Raw genomic sequence first — 15,356 nt, 5'->3', positions numbered from 1 at the left:
CTCAAACCTGCCGTCAAGCAAACAAGCGCGGGCGTGCTTTCCGCCGAGTACAACGAAAAGACCCCGCCGGATCGCTCCAGCGGGGCCCTTTCTGTGCGGTTGCCGTAAGACGAACTTATTCGCCGTCTTTCGCATCCTCGTTCAGGTAATCGCCTGCATCGGCGTCGGTGCCGTGGGTTTCCCCTTCCATGGTCGCCAGCGGATCGTCGCCGATTGCCGCCTCGGGTCCCTGCGCAAGTTCGGCTTCGTGCTCTTCCGCCGCGGTATTGGCAGCGATGATCGCATCCTGAGCCTTCTTCCACTGGGCCCGCAGAGCAGCATCACGGCTCGACGCGGTGATGCGCATGCGGTTCATGCCCGCACCGGTGCCTGCCGGAATGAGGCGGCCAACGATCACGTTTTCCTTCAGACCTACCAGAGTGTCCTTCTTCCCTTCGACCGCGGCCTGCGTCAGCACGCGCGTGGTTTCCTGGAACGAAGCCGCAGAGATGAACGAACGCGTCTGGAGCGAGGCCTTGGTGATGCCGAGCAGGATCGGGGTACCCTTGGCAGGTTCCTTGTTCCTGCCGAGCTTCGCATTGGTTTCGTTCAGTTCTTCCAGATCGACCTGCTCGCCGGGAAGCAGAACGGTGTCGCCACCGTCTGTGATCTCGACCTTCTGCAGCATCTGGCGAACGATCACCTCGATGTGCTTGTCGTTGATCTTCACACCCTGCAGTCGGTAGACTTCCTGGATTTCGTTGACGAGATATTCGGCTAGTGCCTCGACGCCCATGACTTCGAGAATATCGTGCGGGTTGGGCGAGCCGGAAATCAGGGTATCACCCTTCTTCACGAAGTCGCCTTCCTGCACGTCGATCACCTTGGTCTTGGGGATCAGGTACTCAACTGCATCACCTTCCTCGGGGACGATCGCAATCTTGCGCTTCGCCTTGTATTCGCGAACGAATTCAATCTTGCCCGAAATCTTGGCGATGACCGAATTGTCCTTCGGCAGACGCGCTTCAAACAGTTCGGCGACACGCGGCAGACCGCCGGTGATGTCGCGGGTTTTGGCAGCTTCACGCGAAGCACGGGCCAAGATGTCACCCTCCGAAACCTGCTGATTGTCTTCGACCGACAGAACGGTACCGGGCGCCAGCATGTAACGCGCGGCTTCGCTCTCGTCGCCGGCATCGTTGAACAACGTCAGACGGGGACGCAGATCGTCCTTCTTGCGACCAGCGGTACGCATTTCGGTGACGACGCGCTGAGCAATGCCGGTAGCATCGTCGACGCGTTCTTCCATCGTCGTACCATCGACAAGGTCCTGATACTTCACGACACCCGACTGTTCGGTGATGATCGGCAAGCTGAACGGATCCCATTCGGCCAGGCGATCGCCTTCCTTCACCTTGCCGCCATCCTTGTGCATCAGCACGGTACCGTATGGCACCTTGTGGATTTCGCGTTCACGGCCTTCGGCGTCGATCACAGCCAGTTCGCCGTTGCGGGCGAGCGAAAGAATCCGACCCTTCTTGTCGACGATCGTCGGCATGTCGCGATACACGACCTTACCGTCCGAGATCGCTTCGAGATGGCTCGTTTCGTTAAGCTGTGCAGCACCGCCGATGTGGAAGGTACGCATGGTCAGCTGCGTGCCGGGTTCACCGATCGACTGCGCGGCGATCACACCGACAGCTTCACCGATGTTGACCGGCGTACCGCGAGCAAGGTCGCGACCGTAGCAGGTGGCGCAAACACCCTGACTTGCCTCACAGACCAGCGGCGAACGGATCTTGGCCACCTGTACTTCGGCAGCTTCGATTTCCTTCACCATCGGCTCGTCGATCAGCGTACCGGCCTTGACGATAACTTCATCGGTTGCCGCGTTGACGATGTCCTCGGCCGTGGTCCGGCCCAGAATACGTTCGCCAAGCGAGGCAATGACAGAGCCGCCCTGCACGATAGCGCGCATTTCCAGCGCATTCTCGGTCTTGCAGTCTTCCTCGATGATGACGCAGTCCTGCGACACGTCGACGAGGCGGCGGGTCAGGTAACCCGAGTTAGCCGTCTTCAACGCGGTGTCCGCGAGGCCCTTACGGGCGCCGTGGGTCGAGTTGAAGTATTCAAGGACGTTCAGGCCTTCCTTGAAGTTCGAGATAATCGGGTTCTCGATGATTTCGCCACTCGGCTTGGCCATCAGGCCGCGCATGCCGGCCAGCTGCTTCATCTGAGCGGGCGAACCACGCGCACCGGAGTGCGCCATCATGTAGATCGAGTTGATTTCGGCCTGAACACCATCGTCGCCGATCGGTCGAGCCTTGATCTTTTCCATCATCGCATCGGCCACGCGGTCGCCGCACTGGCTCCACGCATCGATCACCTTGTTGTACTTTTCCTGCTGGGTGATCAGGCCGTCCTGGTACTGCTGCTCGTAATCGGCAACCAACGCCTTGGTCGTTTCGACCATGCCTTCCTTTTCTTCGGGGATGATCATGTCATCCTTGCCGAAGGAAATGCCGGCCTTGAACGCGTGGCGGAAACCGAGCGACATGATCGCGTCGGCAAACAGCACAGTGTCCTTCTGGCCGGTGTGACGATAGACTTCGTCAATTACGTCGGCGATGTCCTTTTTAGTCAGCAGGCGGTTCACGATGTCGAACGGAACCTTGTGGTTCTTCGGCAGACATTCGCCGATCAGCATGCGGCCGGCAGTGGTTTCGAACCGCTTCATGGCGATATTGCCATCTTCGTCAGCCTGCGGAACACGGGCGAGGATCTTGGTGTGAAGCGAGACCTGCTTTGTTTCCAGCGCCTGATGAACCTCTGCCATGTCCGAGAACATCTGCAGCTTCTCGACTTGGTTGCCGTCTGAATCCTCGGCGAATTCGGGCGTCTTTTCCTGGCGTTCCATCGACAGGTAATAAAGGCCAAGAACCATGTCCTGCGAAGGCACGATGATCGGCTTGCCGTTGGCGGGCGAGAGGATGTTGTTGGTCGACATCATCAGCACGCGCGCTTCGAGCTGCGCCTCGAGGCTCAGCGGAACGTGGACGGCCATCTGGTCGCCGTCGAAGTCGGCGTTGAAGGCGGCGCAGACCAGCGGGTGAAGCTGAATCGCCTTGCCCTCGATCAGGACGGGCTCGAACGCCTGGATGCCGAGGCGGTGGAGCGTCGGCGCGCGGTTCAGAAGGACCGGGTGTTCGCGGATGACTTCATCCAGGATGTCCCAGACTTCCTTGCGTTCCTTCTCGACCCACTTCTTCGCCTGCTTCAGGGTCATGGAGAGACCCTTGGCGTCGAGGCGCGCGTAGATGAACGGCTTGAACAGTTCGAGCGCCATCTTCTTCGGCAGGCCGCACTGATGCAGCTTGAGTTCCGGACCGGTCACAATGACCGAACGGCCCGAATAGTCGACGCGCTTACCAAGCAGGTTCTGACGGAAGCGGCCCTGCTTGCCCTTCAGCATGTCGGAGAGCGACTTCAGCGGACGTTTGTTGGCGCCGGTGATGACGCGGCCGCGGCGGCCGTTGTCGAACAGAGCGTCGACCGCTTCCTGCAGCATGCGCTTTTCGTTGCGGACGATAATGTCCGGTGCGCGCAGTTCCATCAGCCGCTTGAGGCGGTTGTTGCGGTTGATCACGCGGCGATAGAGGTCGTTGAGATCCGACGTCGCAAAACGGCCCCCATCGAGCGGCACCAGCGGGCGCAGTTCGGGCGGGATGACCGGCACGACTTCGAGGATCATCCATTCGGGGCGGTTGCCCGATTCGATGAAGCTTTCGACAACCTTCAGGCGCTTGATGATCTTGGCTGGCTTCAGCTTCGATTTGGTCGTCGCCAGCTCTTCCAGAAGGTCCTCTTTCTCACGGTCGAGATCGAGATCCATCAGCATGAACTTGACCGCTTCGGCACCGATGCCGGCGCTGAAGCTGTCTTCGCCATACTCGTCCTGCGCTTCGAGCAGCTCGTCTTCAGTCAGCAGCTGGAATTTTTCCAGCGGCGTCAGGCCGGGTTCGGTGACGATGTAGCTTTCAAAGTACAGCACACGCTCGAGCTGCTTAAGCTGCATGTCCAGCAGCAGGCCAATGCGCGAGGGCAACGACTTCAGGAACCAGATATGCGCAACGGGCGCGGCCAGTTCGATGTGGCCCATGCGCTCGCGACGGACCTTGGTTACGGTAACTTCGACGCCGCACTTTTCGCAGACGACGCCCTTGTACTTCATGCGCTTGTACTTGCCGCACAGACATTCGTAGTCTTTTACCGGACCGAAGATGCGCGCGCAGAACAGGCCGTCACGTTCAGGCTTGAACGTGCGGTAGTTGATCGTTTCCGGCTTCTTGATTTCGCCGAAGGACCACGAGCGAATGCGCTCCGGGCTGGCGATGCCGATCTGGATCTCGTCGAAGGTTTCGGGCTTCGCGAGCTGGTTGGTGAATTTGGTCAGTTCGTTCATGACTTAATTCCCTAAACGGGTGAATTCTCTGGGACGGAAGCGGTGGGGGCCGAAGCCCCCTATTCCGCCGCTATAGCGAGACCATCGTCGTCTTCGTCGGTCAGAGACTTGAGTTCGACATTGAGGCCCAGGCTGCGCATTTCCTTGACGAGCACGTTGAAGCTCTCCGGAATGCCCGCTTCGAAGGTGTCGTCGCCCTTGACGATGGCTTCGTAGACCTTGGTACGTCCTATCACGTCGTCCGATTTCACGGTGAGGATTTCCTGCAGCGTGTAGGCGGCGCCGTAGGCCTGAAGTGCCCAGACCTCCATTTCCCCGAAGCGCTGGCCACCGAACTGCGCCTTACCGCCCAGCGGCTGCTGGGTGACGAGGCTGTAGGGGCCGATCGAACGGGCGTGGATCTTGTCGTCGACGAGGTGGTGCAGCTTGAGCATATAGATGATGCCCACGGTGACCTTGCGGTCGAAAGCTTCACCCGTGCGCCCGTCGAACAGGACCGACTGGCCGGAGCTGTGCAGACCCGCCTTTTCGAGCTCGATCGTTACGTCGCCTTCACGCGCACCGTCGAACACCGGCGTACCCATCGGAACGCCTGCGGTCAGGTTGCTGGCCAGTTCGACCACTTCGGCGGTCGAACGGCTGTCGATCGCGTCGTGATACTCCTCGCCGTACACTTCCTTCAGGCGGTCGATAACGGCTTCGGGCGGCTTTGCCTGGGCATAGGCTTCCGAAGCGTTGGGGTTGGCCTTCTTCCACTCTTCAAGCTGCTCACCGAGCTGGTGACCCAAATTGCGGGCCGCCATGCCGAGATGCGTTTCGAAGATCTGGCCGACGTTCATACGACTGGGAACGCCCAGCGGGTTGAGCACGATATCGACCGGTGTCCCGTCTTCGAGGAACGGCATGTCCTCGATGGGCAGGATGCGGCTGATGACGCCCTTGTTCCCGTGACGGCCGGCCATCTTGTCGCCCGGCTGCAGCTTGCGCTTCACCGCGACGAAGACCTTGACCATCTTGAGCACACCCGGAGCGAGTTCGTCACCGCGCTCGAGCTTTTCCTTACGGTCTTCGAACTTCTCTTCGATGATCTTGACCGCTTCGTCGTACTGCGACTTGACCGCTTCGAGTTGCGCCTGACGGCCATCGTCCGCCACGGCGAACTTGAACCATTCGTGCCGGTCGATTTCGTCCAGAAGCTCTTCGGAAATCTCCGTGCCCTTCTTGACGCCTTTCGGCGCTGCCGAGGCGGTTTGCCCGGCGAGCATATCGCGCAGGCGGTTGTAGGTCGCCCGGTTGAGAATGGCGCGCTCGTCGTTCGAGTCCTTGCGGAGACGTTCGATTTCCTCGTTCTGAATCGCGCGGGTACGGTCGTCGATCTCGATACCGTGACGGTTGAAAACGCGAACCTCGACAACGGTGCCTGCAACGCCCGGGGGCAGGCGGAGCGATGTGTCGCGCACGTCGCTGGCCTTTTCACCGAAGATGGCGCGCAGAAGCTTTTCTTCCGGCGTCATCGGGCTTTCGCCCTTTGGCGTGATCTTGCCGCACAGGATATCGCCCGGATGCACTTCCGCACCGATGTAGACGATGCCCGCTTCGTCGAGGTTGCGCAGGGCTTCCTCGCCGACATTGGGAATGTCGCGGGTGATGTCTTCAGGGCCGAGCTTCGTGTCGCGGGCCATGACTTCGAATTCCTCGATATGGATCGAGGTGAAGACGTCGTCCTTTACGATACGTTCGGAGATGAGGATACTATCCTCATAGTTGTAGCCGTTCCATGGCATGAAGGCGACGAGGCTGTTCCGGCCCAGTGCCAGTTCGCCCAGATCGGTCGAAGGACCGTCAGCGATGATGTCGCCTGGCTCGACCGTTTCGCCCACCTTCACCAGCGGACGCTGGTTGATGCAGGTGTCCTGGTTCGAACGCTGGAACTTCTGCAGCGTGTAGATATCGACGCCCGACTGTCCGGCCTCGACATCGCCGATCGCACGGATAACGATACGCGTGGCATCGACCTGGTCGACGATACCGCCGCGCGTCGCTGCGATGGCAGCGCCGGAATCGCGGGCCACGGTTTCTTCCATACCGGTGCCGACCCAAGGCGCTTCGGCCTTGACCAGCGGAACGGCCTGGCGCTGCATGTTCGATCCCATCAGCGCGCGGTTGGCGTCATCGTTTTCCAGGAACGGAATGAGCGATGCCGCGACCGAAACGAGCTGCTTGGGGCTGACGTCCATCAGGGTGATGGATTCGCGCGGCGCCATCAGGTTGTCGCCATCGTGACGGGCCGAAACCAGTTCCTCGACGAACGAACCATCCGTGGTGAGATCGGCCGAAGCCTGCGCCACCGTGTGTTTCTGCTCTTCCATCGCCGAGAGGTAGATGACCTCGTCGGTGACCTTGCCGTCAACGACCTTGCGGTACGGCGTTTCGATAAAGCCGTACTTGTTGACGCGGGCGAAGGTCGACAGCGAGTTGATCAGACCGATGTTCGGGCCTTCCGGCGTTTCGATCGGACAGATACGACCATAGTGCGTCGGGTGAACGTCGCGGACTTCGAAGCCGGCGCGTTCGCGGGTAAGGCCGCCCGGGCCGAGCGCCGACACGCGGCGCTTGTGGGTGACTTCCGACAGCGGGTTCGTTTGGTCCATGAACTGCGAAAGCTGGCTCGAACCGAAGAACTCGCGCACGGCGGCCACGGCAGGCTTCGCATTGATCAGGTCGTTCGGCATGACGGTCGATACATCGACGCTGCTCATGCGCTCCTTGACGGCGCGCTCCATGCGCAACAGGCCGACGCGATACTGGTTTTCCAGCAGCTCGCCCACCGAACGCACGCGGCGGTTGCCGAGATTATCGATGTCGTCGACGTCGCCCTTGCCGTCCTTGAGGTCGACCAGTTCCTTGACCACGGCCAGGATGTCTTCCTTGCGCAGCGTGGTCACGGTGTCTTCGGCGTCCAGCTCGAGACGCATGTTCAACTTCACGCGGCCAACGGCAGACAGATCGTAACGCTCACTATCGAAGAACAGGCCTTCGAACAGAGCTTCTGCAGTTTCCTTGGTCGGCGGTTCGCCTGGACGCATGACCTTGTAGATCGCCTCCAGACCTTCGTCACGATTTTCGGCCTTGTCGACCTTGAGCGTGTTGCGCATCCACGCGCCGGTGCTGACGTGATCGATGTCCAGCAGATCCATCGCATCGATGCCGGCAGCATCAAGAACTTCGAGGTTTTCTGCCGAAACTTCGTCGCCCGCCTCGATGTAGATGCGACCGGTCTTCTCGTCGATCATGTCACGCGATGCATAATGGCCGAAGATTTCCTCGGTTGGCAGCAGCAGCGTTTCGAGACCGTCCTTGGCAGCCTTGTTGGCCGCACGCGGACTGATCTTCTGACCGGCGGGGAACACTTCTTCGCCAGTCTTCGCATCGATCAGCGGGAAAGCCGGCTTCTGGCCACGCCATTGCTCGGCGACGAAAGGAATGTTCCAGCCTTCGCCCTTCTTGCCCGTCGCCCGCTTCCAGGTGACGGTGTTGTAGAAGTGCGAAAGAATGTCTTCGTCATCCAAACCGAGCGCGAACAGCAGCGACGTGACCGGCAGCTTGCGCTTACGGTCGATACGCACGTTGACGATGTCCTTGGCGTCGAATTCGAAATCGAGCCACGAACCGCGATACGGAATGATCCGGGCGGCGAAGAGGAGCTTGCCCGAAGAATGCGTCTTGCCGCGATCGTGGTCGAACAGCACACCTGGCGAACGGTGCATCTGCGATACGATCACACGCTCGGTACCGTTGATGATGAAGGTACCATTGCCCGTCATCAGGGGCATGTCGCCCATGTAGACGTCCTGCTCCTTGATATCGAGAACCGAGCGCGTTTCGGTTTCCTGGTCCACCTCGAACACGATCAGGCGCAGCGTGACCTTCATCGGGGCGGCATAGGTGATGCCGCGCTGGCGACATTCCACGATATCGTATTTCGGCTGCTCGAGCTCGTAATGCACGAAGTCGAGTTCGGCTGTCCCGGCGAAGTCGCGAATCGGGAATACGCTGCGAAGAGTCTTCTCGAGGCCGGAAACGTAATCGATTTCCTTGTTCGAACGCAGGAACTGTTCGTAGCTCTCGCGCTGGACCTCGATCAGGTTCGGCATATCGACGACTTCGTGAATGTCGCCGAAGATCTTGCGGATACGACGCTTCGCCGTGCCCTGCGCGTTTGCGCCCCGGGTTTTCTTCGGAGCTTTCGCCATGGTAGCCATAAGGGGTAGTTACCTCTTCTCGTGTGCGCCGGCGCCTGCGCGGACAGGGCCGGAATTCGTTTCTCATGCGCGTGAGATCATAGCCGGGACGCGAAAAGGCCGCAGCGTCCTGCACACCGGTTCCGGTGGCCTGCTGCAGCTTCTCTAGCGTCGCGATTATGGAAACGCCGCTTCCATCCTGTGTCCAATTCCCGCGCATGAATCGGACTCGCTCGAAGCGTGCGGTCGAAGGGGCATATAGGAAGCATGCCGCAAAGGGTCAAGCAGAAGGAAATTTGGTCACCTGACTAGTGACGACATTCTTAACCCCGACAGCAGGCAAGCCTTTTATCTCCTCGGATCCTTGATCGAATTGGGATGATGCGGGTTGGTTCGCAGTTGCCGTTATTGCCGCACGCAATAAGCGTGCGGCGCGCAGTGTTCCGACCAGGCACACAAATGCGTCTAGATTCGATCCGAAACTAGGTGCTCTCCACCAAAAATTCGACGACGTCGCGAGAATATGTCTTTTCGCGGGCGAAAATATGGCTATTTTAAGGCTACGCCAATCCAGGCGTTACAGGAATATTGTCACATGAAGAAGATCGCTCTCGTCGCCGCACTTCCGTTCGCGCTGACTCTCGCCGCTTGTGGCGAACAGGCCGCTGACGAAACCACCGCAGACGAAATGGCTCCGGCTGAAGCAGTCGACGAAACCGTTGTTGTCGAAGAAACCCCGGTTGCCGATCCGATGGCAACCGAAGGCGCAATGATGGAAGAAACCGTCACCGCCACCGAAACGCCGATGGCTGAAGAAACCACTCCGACTGAATAATCGGACTTCCGTTTACCGCGCCCTGCGCGAAACGGTACGATTAACGAAAGGCCTGTCCCTCATGGGGGCGGGCCTTTTTCGCGTCAAAAGGGCTTTTTTGGAACCGATGGCAATTGTGGCGGTTTTATGGCCATGCTCTCGAAAGGAGATTATGACATGACGAAGTTTGCTATCATCGCCGCCCTCCCCTTCGCCCTTTCGGTCGCCGCCTGCGGCGACTCGGTTGACGGAACCGACACCACTGACCTCGAAGCCAACGCTGTCGAGCCTATGGATCAGGGCATGAGCGATCCGATGGAAACGCCGGCACCGATGATGACGGGCACCGAAACCGGTACCATGGACGATACCATGACTACTCCGCCCACCGGCACCGCTACTGGCGAGCCCATGGAATCGGATCCGATGGCCGAATAACGCCGGAGTCGATGACTCACGCGGGTTCTGCTTGACAGAATCACCCAAATCCTTAGAGGCCCGCCACCGAACGGCGGGCCTTTTTGGTTTACCCGTTCATCCGTCCGAGACAGTTGGTGACCGGAATGTGCCGGTCTTAATTTCCAGCCTAGACGGGGAACAGAGATTTCATGACGATGTTCTGCATCGTCGTTTCGCGCCTGTTGGTGCACCTCCTTCCCCCTCAACGGACTCGCCCGTGTCGCTTCGGCGGCGCGGACAAACGTAGCCGGTCGTTCGCCGCAAGCGAACGGCCATAGTGAAGGAGTATGGCATGGATCGTTCGCAGAAAGCCGATGCAGTCGCCCAGCTCAGCGAAGTCTTCAACCAGGCTGGCGTGGTCGTCGTGACCCGCAACCTGGGCCTTACGGTCGCTCAGTCGACCGAACTGCGCTCGAAGATGCGTGAAGCCGGTGCGACTTACCAGGTTGCGAAGAACCGTCTCGCCAAGCTCGCCCTGAAGGACACCGACTACGCAGGTCTCGACGAGTACCTGTCCGGTCCGACCGCCCTTGGTTATTCCGAGGATCCGGTTGCTGCGGCCAAGGCCGTGGTGGATTTCGCCAAGACCACCGACAAGATTGAAATCGTCGGCGGTTCGATGGGCGCGCAGAAGCTCGACGAAGCAGGGGTCAAGGCACTCGCCTCGATGCCGAGCCTCGACGAACTTCGTGGCACGATCGTGGGCCTCCTCAACGCGCCGGCGACCAAGGTCGTCCGCACGATCAAGGAACCCACCTCGATGCTCGCACGCGTATTCGGTGCCTACGGCGCCAAAGAAGCCGCGTAAGAGCTGGTTCCCGCATAGAACACATATTCATCGGGGCAGACCCAATCGGGCTCCCCGGCCTTATATTTGGAGTGAAACATCATGGCCGATATCGCCAAGCTTGTTGAAGAACTGTCGAAGCTGACTGTCATGGAAGCCGCTGAGCTTGCCAAGGCGCTTGAAGAAGAGTGGGGCGTGAGCGCTGCTGCTGCTGTTGCCGTTGCTGGCCCTGCTGCCGGTGGTGACGCTGGTGCGGCTGCTGAAGAGCAGACCGAATTCGACGTCGTCCTGACCGGCGACGGCGGCAAGAAGATCCAGGTGATCAAGGAAGTCCGCGCCATCACCGGTCTGGGCCTCTCGGAAGCCAAGGCTCTCGTCGAAGGCGCGCCCAAGCCGCTCAAGGAAGGCGTCAACAAGGCAGAAGCCGAAGAAATCAAGGGCAAGATCGAAGCAGCCGGCGGTACCGTCGAACTCAAGTAAGCCTTTCGCTTACGCTTCGATCTCGTTTCGAGATCACGAAAGGGCGGCACCGCAAGGCGCCGCCCTTTTTACGATTCGCACTGCTCGTATTGATATCCCGTTGTAGCTTGATTAGCCTTGTTCGGTGCCGCTTCTTGGAGCACTAGCCTCTTGTAACATAACAGATAGCAGATTTTTCAGTGACTTGCCGTTTCACGAGACGCTGTTGAAAACGCATTCGGACGTGCTTGTACCAAATCGGGTCAGTGCTTAACGAAACCTAAATGGGGGTTCTCACCAACAGCGCCCGCGAGTAGCGTGAGTTCCACAACGAGTCGCATAATGAATCAGCTCATCGTCTGACGGACAAATCCGCAGTCGATATTCGATCACGACTTGGGGGTTTTGGGGTGTCTACAGGGAAAATCGGCTTCTTCTTCGGAGCCGTGTTCATGCTTTCTACTGTGCCGCTTTCGGCGCAGGATCTGGTTCACGAACCGATCAGTCCTACATTCGGTGGAAACCCGTTCAACTCGAACCACATTCTCGGGACCGCAAACGCACAGAATAAATATCGCGACCCCAATTCTTCGAGCAGTAATTCGCAAGCCGATATCTTTGCACGGCAATTGCAGTCACGCCTGTTGTCCGCCCTGTCCTCGCAGGTCGTTGACGCGATCTTCGGCGATAATCCGCAGGAAAGCGGCACCATCAGCTTCGGCGGGCAGACAATCGAATTCTTCCGCTCACTCGATTCCGTCACGCTCGTCATCACCAACGATGACACCGGTGAAGAGACGCGGATCGTCGTGCCGTTGTTTGTTGAGGTCGACTGAACATGCGGATCGTGCGCACCCTCGCCGCAGCCGCAGCCTGCATTGCGCTCATGGGCTGTACCACCCTCACCAACAGCGGCCGCGACTTCCTGCCAACCGACACCAGTCTCGCCTATTTCCCGAAAAAGACCCAGACGCAGGTCCTACTGAACGACTTGCCGGCTCCCCAGCGTCAGGTCGCAGTTGCAGTTTATGGTTTCACGGACCAGACCGGGCAATTCAAACCGACCGAGGCGGGTCAAACGCTGTCGCGTGCCGTCACCCAGGGTGCCAGCTCGATGCTGGTGAAGGCGCTACAAGAAGCGGGTAGTCGGCAGTGGTTCACCATTGTGGAGCGCGAGCGGCTGGATAACCTGCTCAAGGAAAGACAGATCATTTCCGAGATGCGTAAGCGCTACCTCGGCGAAGAAGGCGTCAATCCGAACGCATTGCCCGCTCTGCTGTTCGCCGGCGTCTTGCTCGAAGGCGGCATCGTGGGCTACGATACCAATACCGTGACCGGCGGCGCCGGTGCGGCCTTCCTGGGTATCGGCGGACGCACCGAATATCGTCAGGATACGGTCACGGTGTATCTGCGCGCGGTATCGGTCCGTACGGGCGAGGTTCTGACTACGGTGACGGCTTCCAAGACGATCGCCTCCCAAGCGGTCGGCGCCAGCGCCTATCGCTTCGTTGCATTCAAGGAATTGCTCGAAGCGGAGTTTGGCTACACCACTAACGAACCCGACCAGATCGCCTTGCAGCAGGCCGTCGAAAAGGCGGTTTTCGGCTTGGTCATGGAAGGGGTCGATCTCGATCTCTGGCAGTTCGCCGACATGGCGAATGCCGAGCCTTTGCGTGCGCTTTACCGTAAGGAACGCGACGGTGTCTACGAGGCCCGTGACGTGCAGAAAGCCTTCCAAAAGGCCGGATCCTTCAGCGCACTGACTATTGTCGACAAGGACGACGAGGAGAAGAATTGAGAGCCGACGGACACTCCGTAGGAAGAACATAATCAATTTCTGACTGAGCATGCGCGTAAGACTCAATCAGCGCATGTGACAAAAGGTCGCAAAAGAAAGCACGAACGAGAGCGGCAACTCTCGCCCGTGCAGTGTGTAGGCTGCGATAACCTGGTGATGCCCGGCGTCTGATGCGCCGCGGTCGACGATGGTTATCGCCTTAATCAAAAGGTGATGCAACCATGAAGAATGTGCTACTCTATACTGCTTCGGTCGCCGCGCTCGCGCTGGCCGGTCCTGCAATGGCCCAGACATTCACCGGTCAGCAGTCGGATATCGACCAGACTGGTTCAGGCAACGCTGCGGACGTCGATCAGGCTGGCAACGAGAATGTCTCTGTCATTACGCAAGGCAGCGGGTCTACGGATGGCGACAACAACCGTGCAGAGGTTTCGCAGACCGACTCTCAGCCCGGTTCGGTTAGTTACAACGTTCCGGCAAACCAGTCCGACATCAACCAACAGGGCGATGGCGGTTTCGCCTCGGTCGACCAGTCAAATGGTGTAGCTGCCGGCGGGGGAAATTCGGTCGATATCGACCAGTATAGCGAAGACGGCGCAGCCGAGTCGGGTACCCGCACGACCTCGCCGACTGTCGATGTCCTGACCTCGGACGAAGTCACTGAAGCCTTCAACAATGCTGTTTTCGTCCAGCAAACTGCGGGTGGCGCTGGCGGTCCTAACAGCGTCATCGTCCGCCAAGGCGCCGACGGTGCTGCGGTTTATGGAAACGTCGCTGACATTGCGCAGACTGGAGACAACAATAGTTCCGAAATCGATCAGCAGTCGTTCGGTGCCAGCGCCACGAATGTCCAGACCGGTTCGGGTAACGTCGCGACCATAACACAGAGCGACACTGGCCTTCGCCAGTCCACTGGCTCGCCTTCAGGCGTTCCCGGAGATGGTGACGGCGGTTACGATCCGGAATCGATGGTTTCTCAGGTGGGCAATTCCAACACCGCCACTGTTACACAGACCGCAGATAACGGATCCTTCAATCTCACTGGTGACGTATTTCAAACCGGTGATACCAACGATGCTACCGTAATCCAGAACGCCTTGGGCGGGAACGGGTTTTCGGGCACGCTTGGCGCGACCGTGACGCAGACTGGCGATAGCGACGCAATGGTCACGCAAAACGCCGCGGTTAGCGGCGCAAAGAACATCTTTGCAACTGTTACGCAGGATGCTTCGAGCGCGACGGTTACCCAGACGGGTAACGGCAACGAATCCGAATGGTTGCGAGCAACTGTTTCACAGAGTGGCGGTTCGAATGCGACGGTCGAACAGACTGCAAATGGCAATGATACTTCGTTCATCGACGCGAAAGTGACGCAGGCAGGCGGAGCAACTTCCAATACCTTCCAGACTGCAAACGGCGATAATTCTACCAACATGGATATCGTCGTGAACCAGGATGGGGCATCGATATCGACGGTCACCCAGACCTTCAACAACGATGCCTCGGCAAACTTCCTTGCCACGGTCGATCAGACCGGAGCTGGGCATAGTTCGACGGTGACCCAGGCGGATGACGGCAGCGCCAACATCAATCCGACTACTGGCATTGGTGATAATGGTCTGACTGCCGACATCGACCAGACTGGTTCGGGCAACACCTCAACGGTCGAGCAGTACAACCGTAATCAGTACGCAGTGGTCGAGCAGACCGGCATCGGAGAAACCGCGACGGTTATCCAGAATGGTAACGGCAACGATGCCTTTGTCGACCAGGACGGTAGCGGAAATACCGCGAACGTCTATCAGGCCGGTTTCGGTCAGATGGCCGATATCGATCAGAGCATCAATGCATCTGGAAGCCTTGCTGAGATCAGTCAGAGCGTTCCAAGCGGCGATGGCAATGGCAGCAACTCCGCGACCATCTCTCAGGACCTGTCCAACGGCGATTTCGCCTATATCGATCAGATTTCGTTCGCTCGCGGCGAAACAGCGACCATCAACCAGGGTCTCGTTTCGGCCAGTTCATCGTCAACGGCTATGATCGTTCAGTACGGTGACGAATCCGACGATAGCGGACAGAACCTGAACGAAGCTACGATCAACCAGGATGGTGGCATGCTCAACGACGCGTTAATCGAACAGTACGGCACCGGCAACACCGCGACGTCGACTCAAATCGGTTCGTTCAACGATTCCGATATTTTCCAGGACGGTACGGATAACACTGCAACCGTGACGCAGACGGGCGACAACAATCTGTCGGACGTCATGCAGAATGGTTCAGGCAATACCGCCACCGTGACGCAGGGAATGTAAGGAGTTTCGGGGCAGAACCGCCATGGTCTCTGCCCCGCACTC

The 15,356-nt window shown here is 58.9% G+C and carries 9 protein-coding genes; 7 read left to right on the top strand and 2 right to left on the bottom strand.

What is annotated here, in order from left to right; genetic code table 11:
* Positions 1–115: 115 nt before the first annotated feature.
* Both rpoC and rpoB read right to left on the bottom strand, forming a co-directional pair.
* The gene (gene rpoC, locus ACIGGE_RS06115; protein WP_103023020.1) at positions 116–4,441 is read right to left on the bottom strand and encodes a DNA-directed RNA polymerase subunit beta'; all 4,326 of its coding nucleotides are present in this window, start codon (positions 4,439–4,441) and stop codon (positions 116–118) included.
* Between the two features lie 59 nt (positions 4,442–4,500).
* Positions 4,501–8,703, bottom strand: a complete 4,203-nt coding sequence (gene rpoB, locus ACIGGE_RS06110; RefSeq protein ID WP_397489697.1) for a DNA-directed RNA polymerase subunit beta — start codon at positions 8,701–8,703, stop codon at positions 4,501–4,503.
* Positions 8,704–9,277: 574 nt separating this feature from the next.
* Here rpoB and ACIGGE_RS06105 point away from each other — a divergent pair.
* The 7 genes from ACIGGE_RS06105 (at position 9,278) to ACIGGE_RS06075 (ending at position 15,314) form a co-directional block, all read left to right on the top strand.
* Positions 9,278–9,517: a hypothetical protein gene (locus tag ACIGGE_RS06105; RefSeq protein ID WP_397489696.1), complete on the top strand. Its 240-nt coding sequence runs from the start codon at positions 9,278–9,280 to the stop codon at positions 9,515–9,517.
* A 156-nt stretch (positions 9,518–9,673) separates the two neighbouring features.
* On the top strand, positions 9,674–9,934 hold the full coding sequence (locus ACIGGE_RS06100; RefSeq protein ID WP_397489695.1) for a hypothetical protein: 261 nt from the start codon (positions 9,674–9,676) through the stop codon (positions 9,932–9,934).
* 313 nt (positions 9,935–10,247) lie between these two features.
* Positions 10,248–10,763 (top strand): 50S ribosomal protein L10, encoded by a 516-nt coding sequence (gene rplJ, locus ACIGGE_RS06095; RefSeq protein ID WP_103023013.1) that lies wholly within the window; start codon positions 10,248–10,250, stop codon positions 10,761–10,763.
* 81 nt (positions 10,764–10,844) lie between these two features.
* On the top strand, positions 10,845–11,222 hold the full coding sequence (gene rplL / locus ACIGGE_RS06090) for a 50S ribosomal protein L7/L12 (RefSeq protein WP_103023012.1): 378 nt from the start codon (positions 10,845–10,847) through the stop codon (positions 11,220–11,222).
* A 389-nt stretch (positions 11,223–11,611) separates the two neighbouring features.
* The gene (locus ACIGGE_RS06085) at positions 11,612–12,037 is read left to right on the top strand and encodes a curli assembly protein CsgF (protein ID WP_345725348.1); all 426 of its coding nucleotides are present in this window, start codon (positions 11,612–11,614) and stop codon (positions 12,035–12,037) included.
* 2 nt (positions 12,038–12,039) lie between these two features.
* Positions 12,040–12,999: a CsgG/HfaB family protein gene (locus tag ACIGGE_RS06080; protein ID WP_397489694.1), complete on the top strand. Its 960-nt coding sequence runs from the start codon at positions 12,040–12,042 to the stop codon at positions 12,997–12,999.
* Between the two features lie 221 nt (positions 13,000–13,220).
* Positions 13,221–15,314: a beta strand repeat-containing protein gene (locus ACIGGE_RS06075; protein WP_397489693.1), complete on the top strand. Its 2,094-nt coding sequence runs from the start codon at positions 13,221–13,223 to the stop codon at positions 15,312–15,314.
* The last annotated feature ends 42 nt before the right edge of the window (positions 15,315–15,356 follow it).

The sequence above is a fragment of the Qipengyuania sp. NPDC077410 genome (genome assembly GCF_044543405.1).
Lineage (GTDB): Bacteria > Pseudomonadota > Alphaproteobacteria > Sphingomonadales > Sphingomonadaceae > Qipengyuania > Qipengyuania pacifica.
Note: the sequence above shows the minus strand (reverse complement) of the source record. Positions and strands in the feature narration are given on the sequence as shown.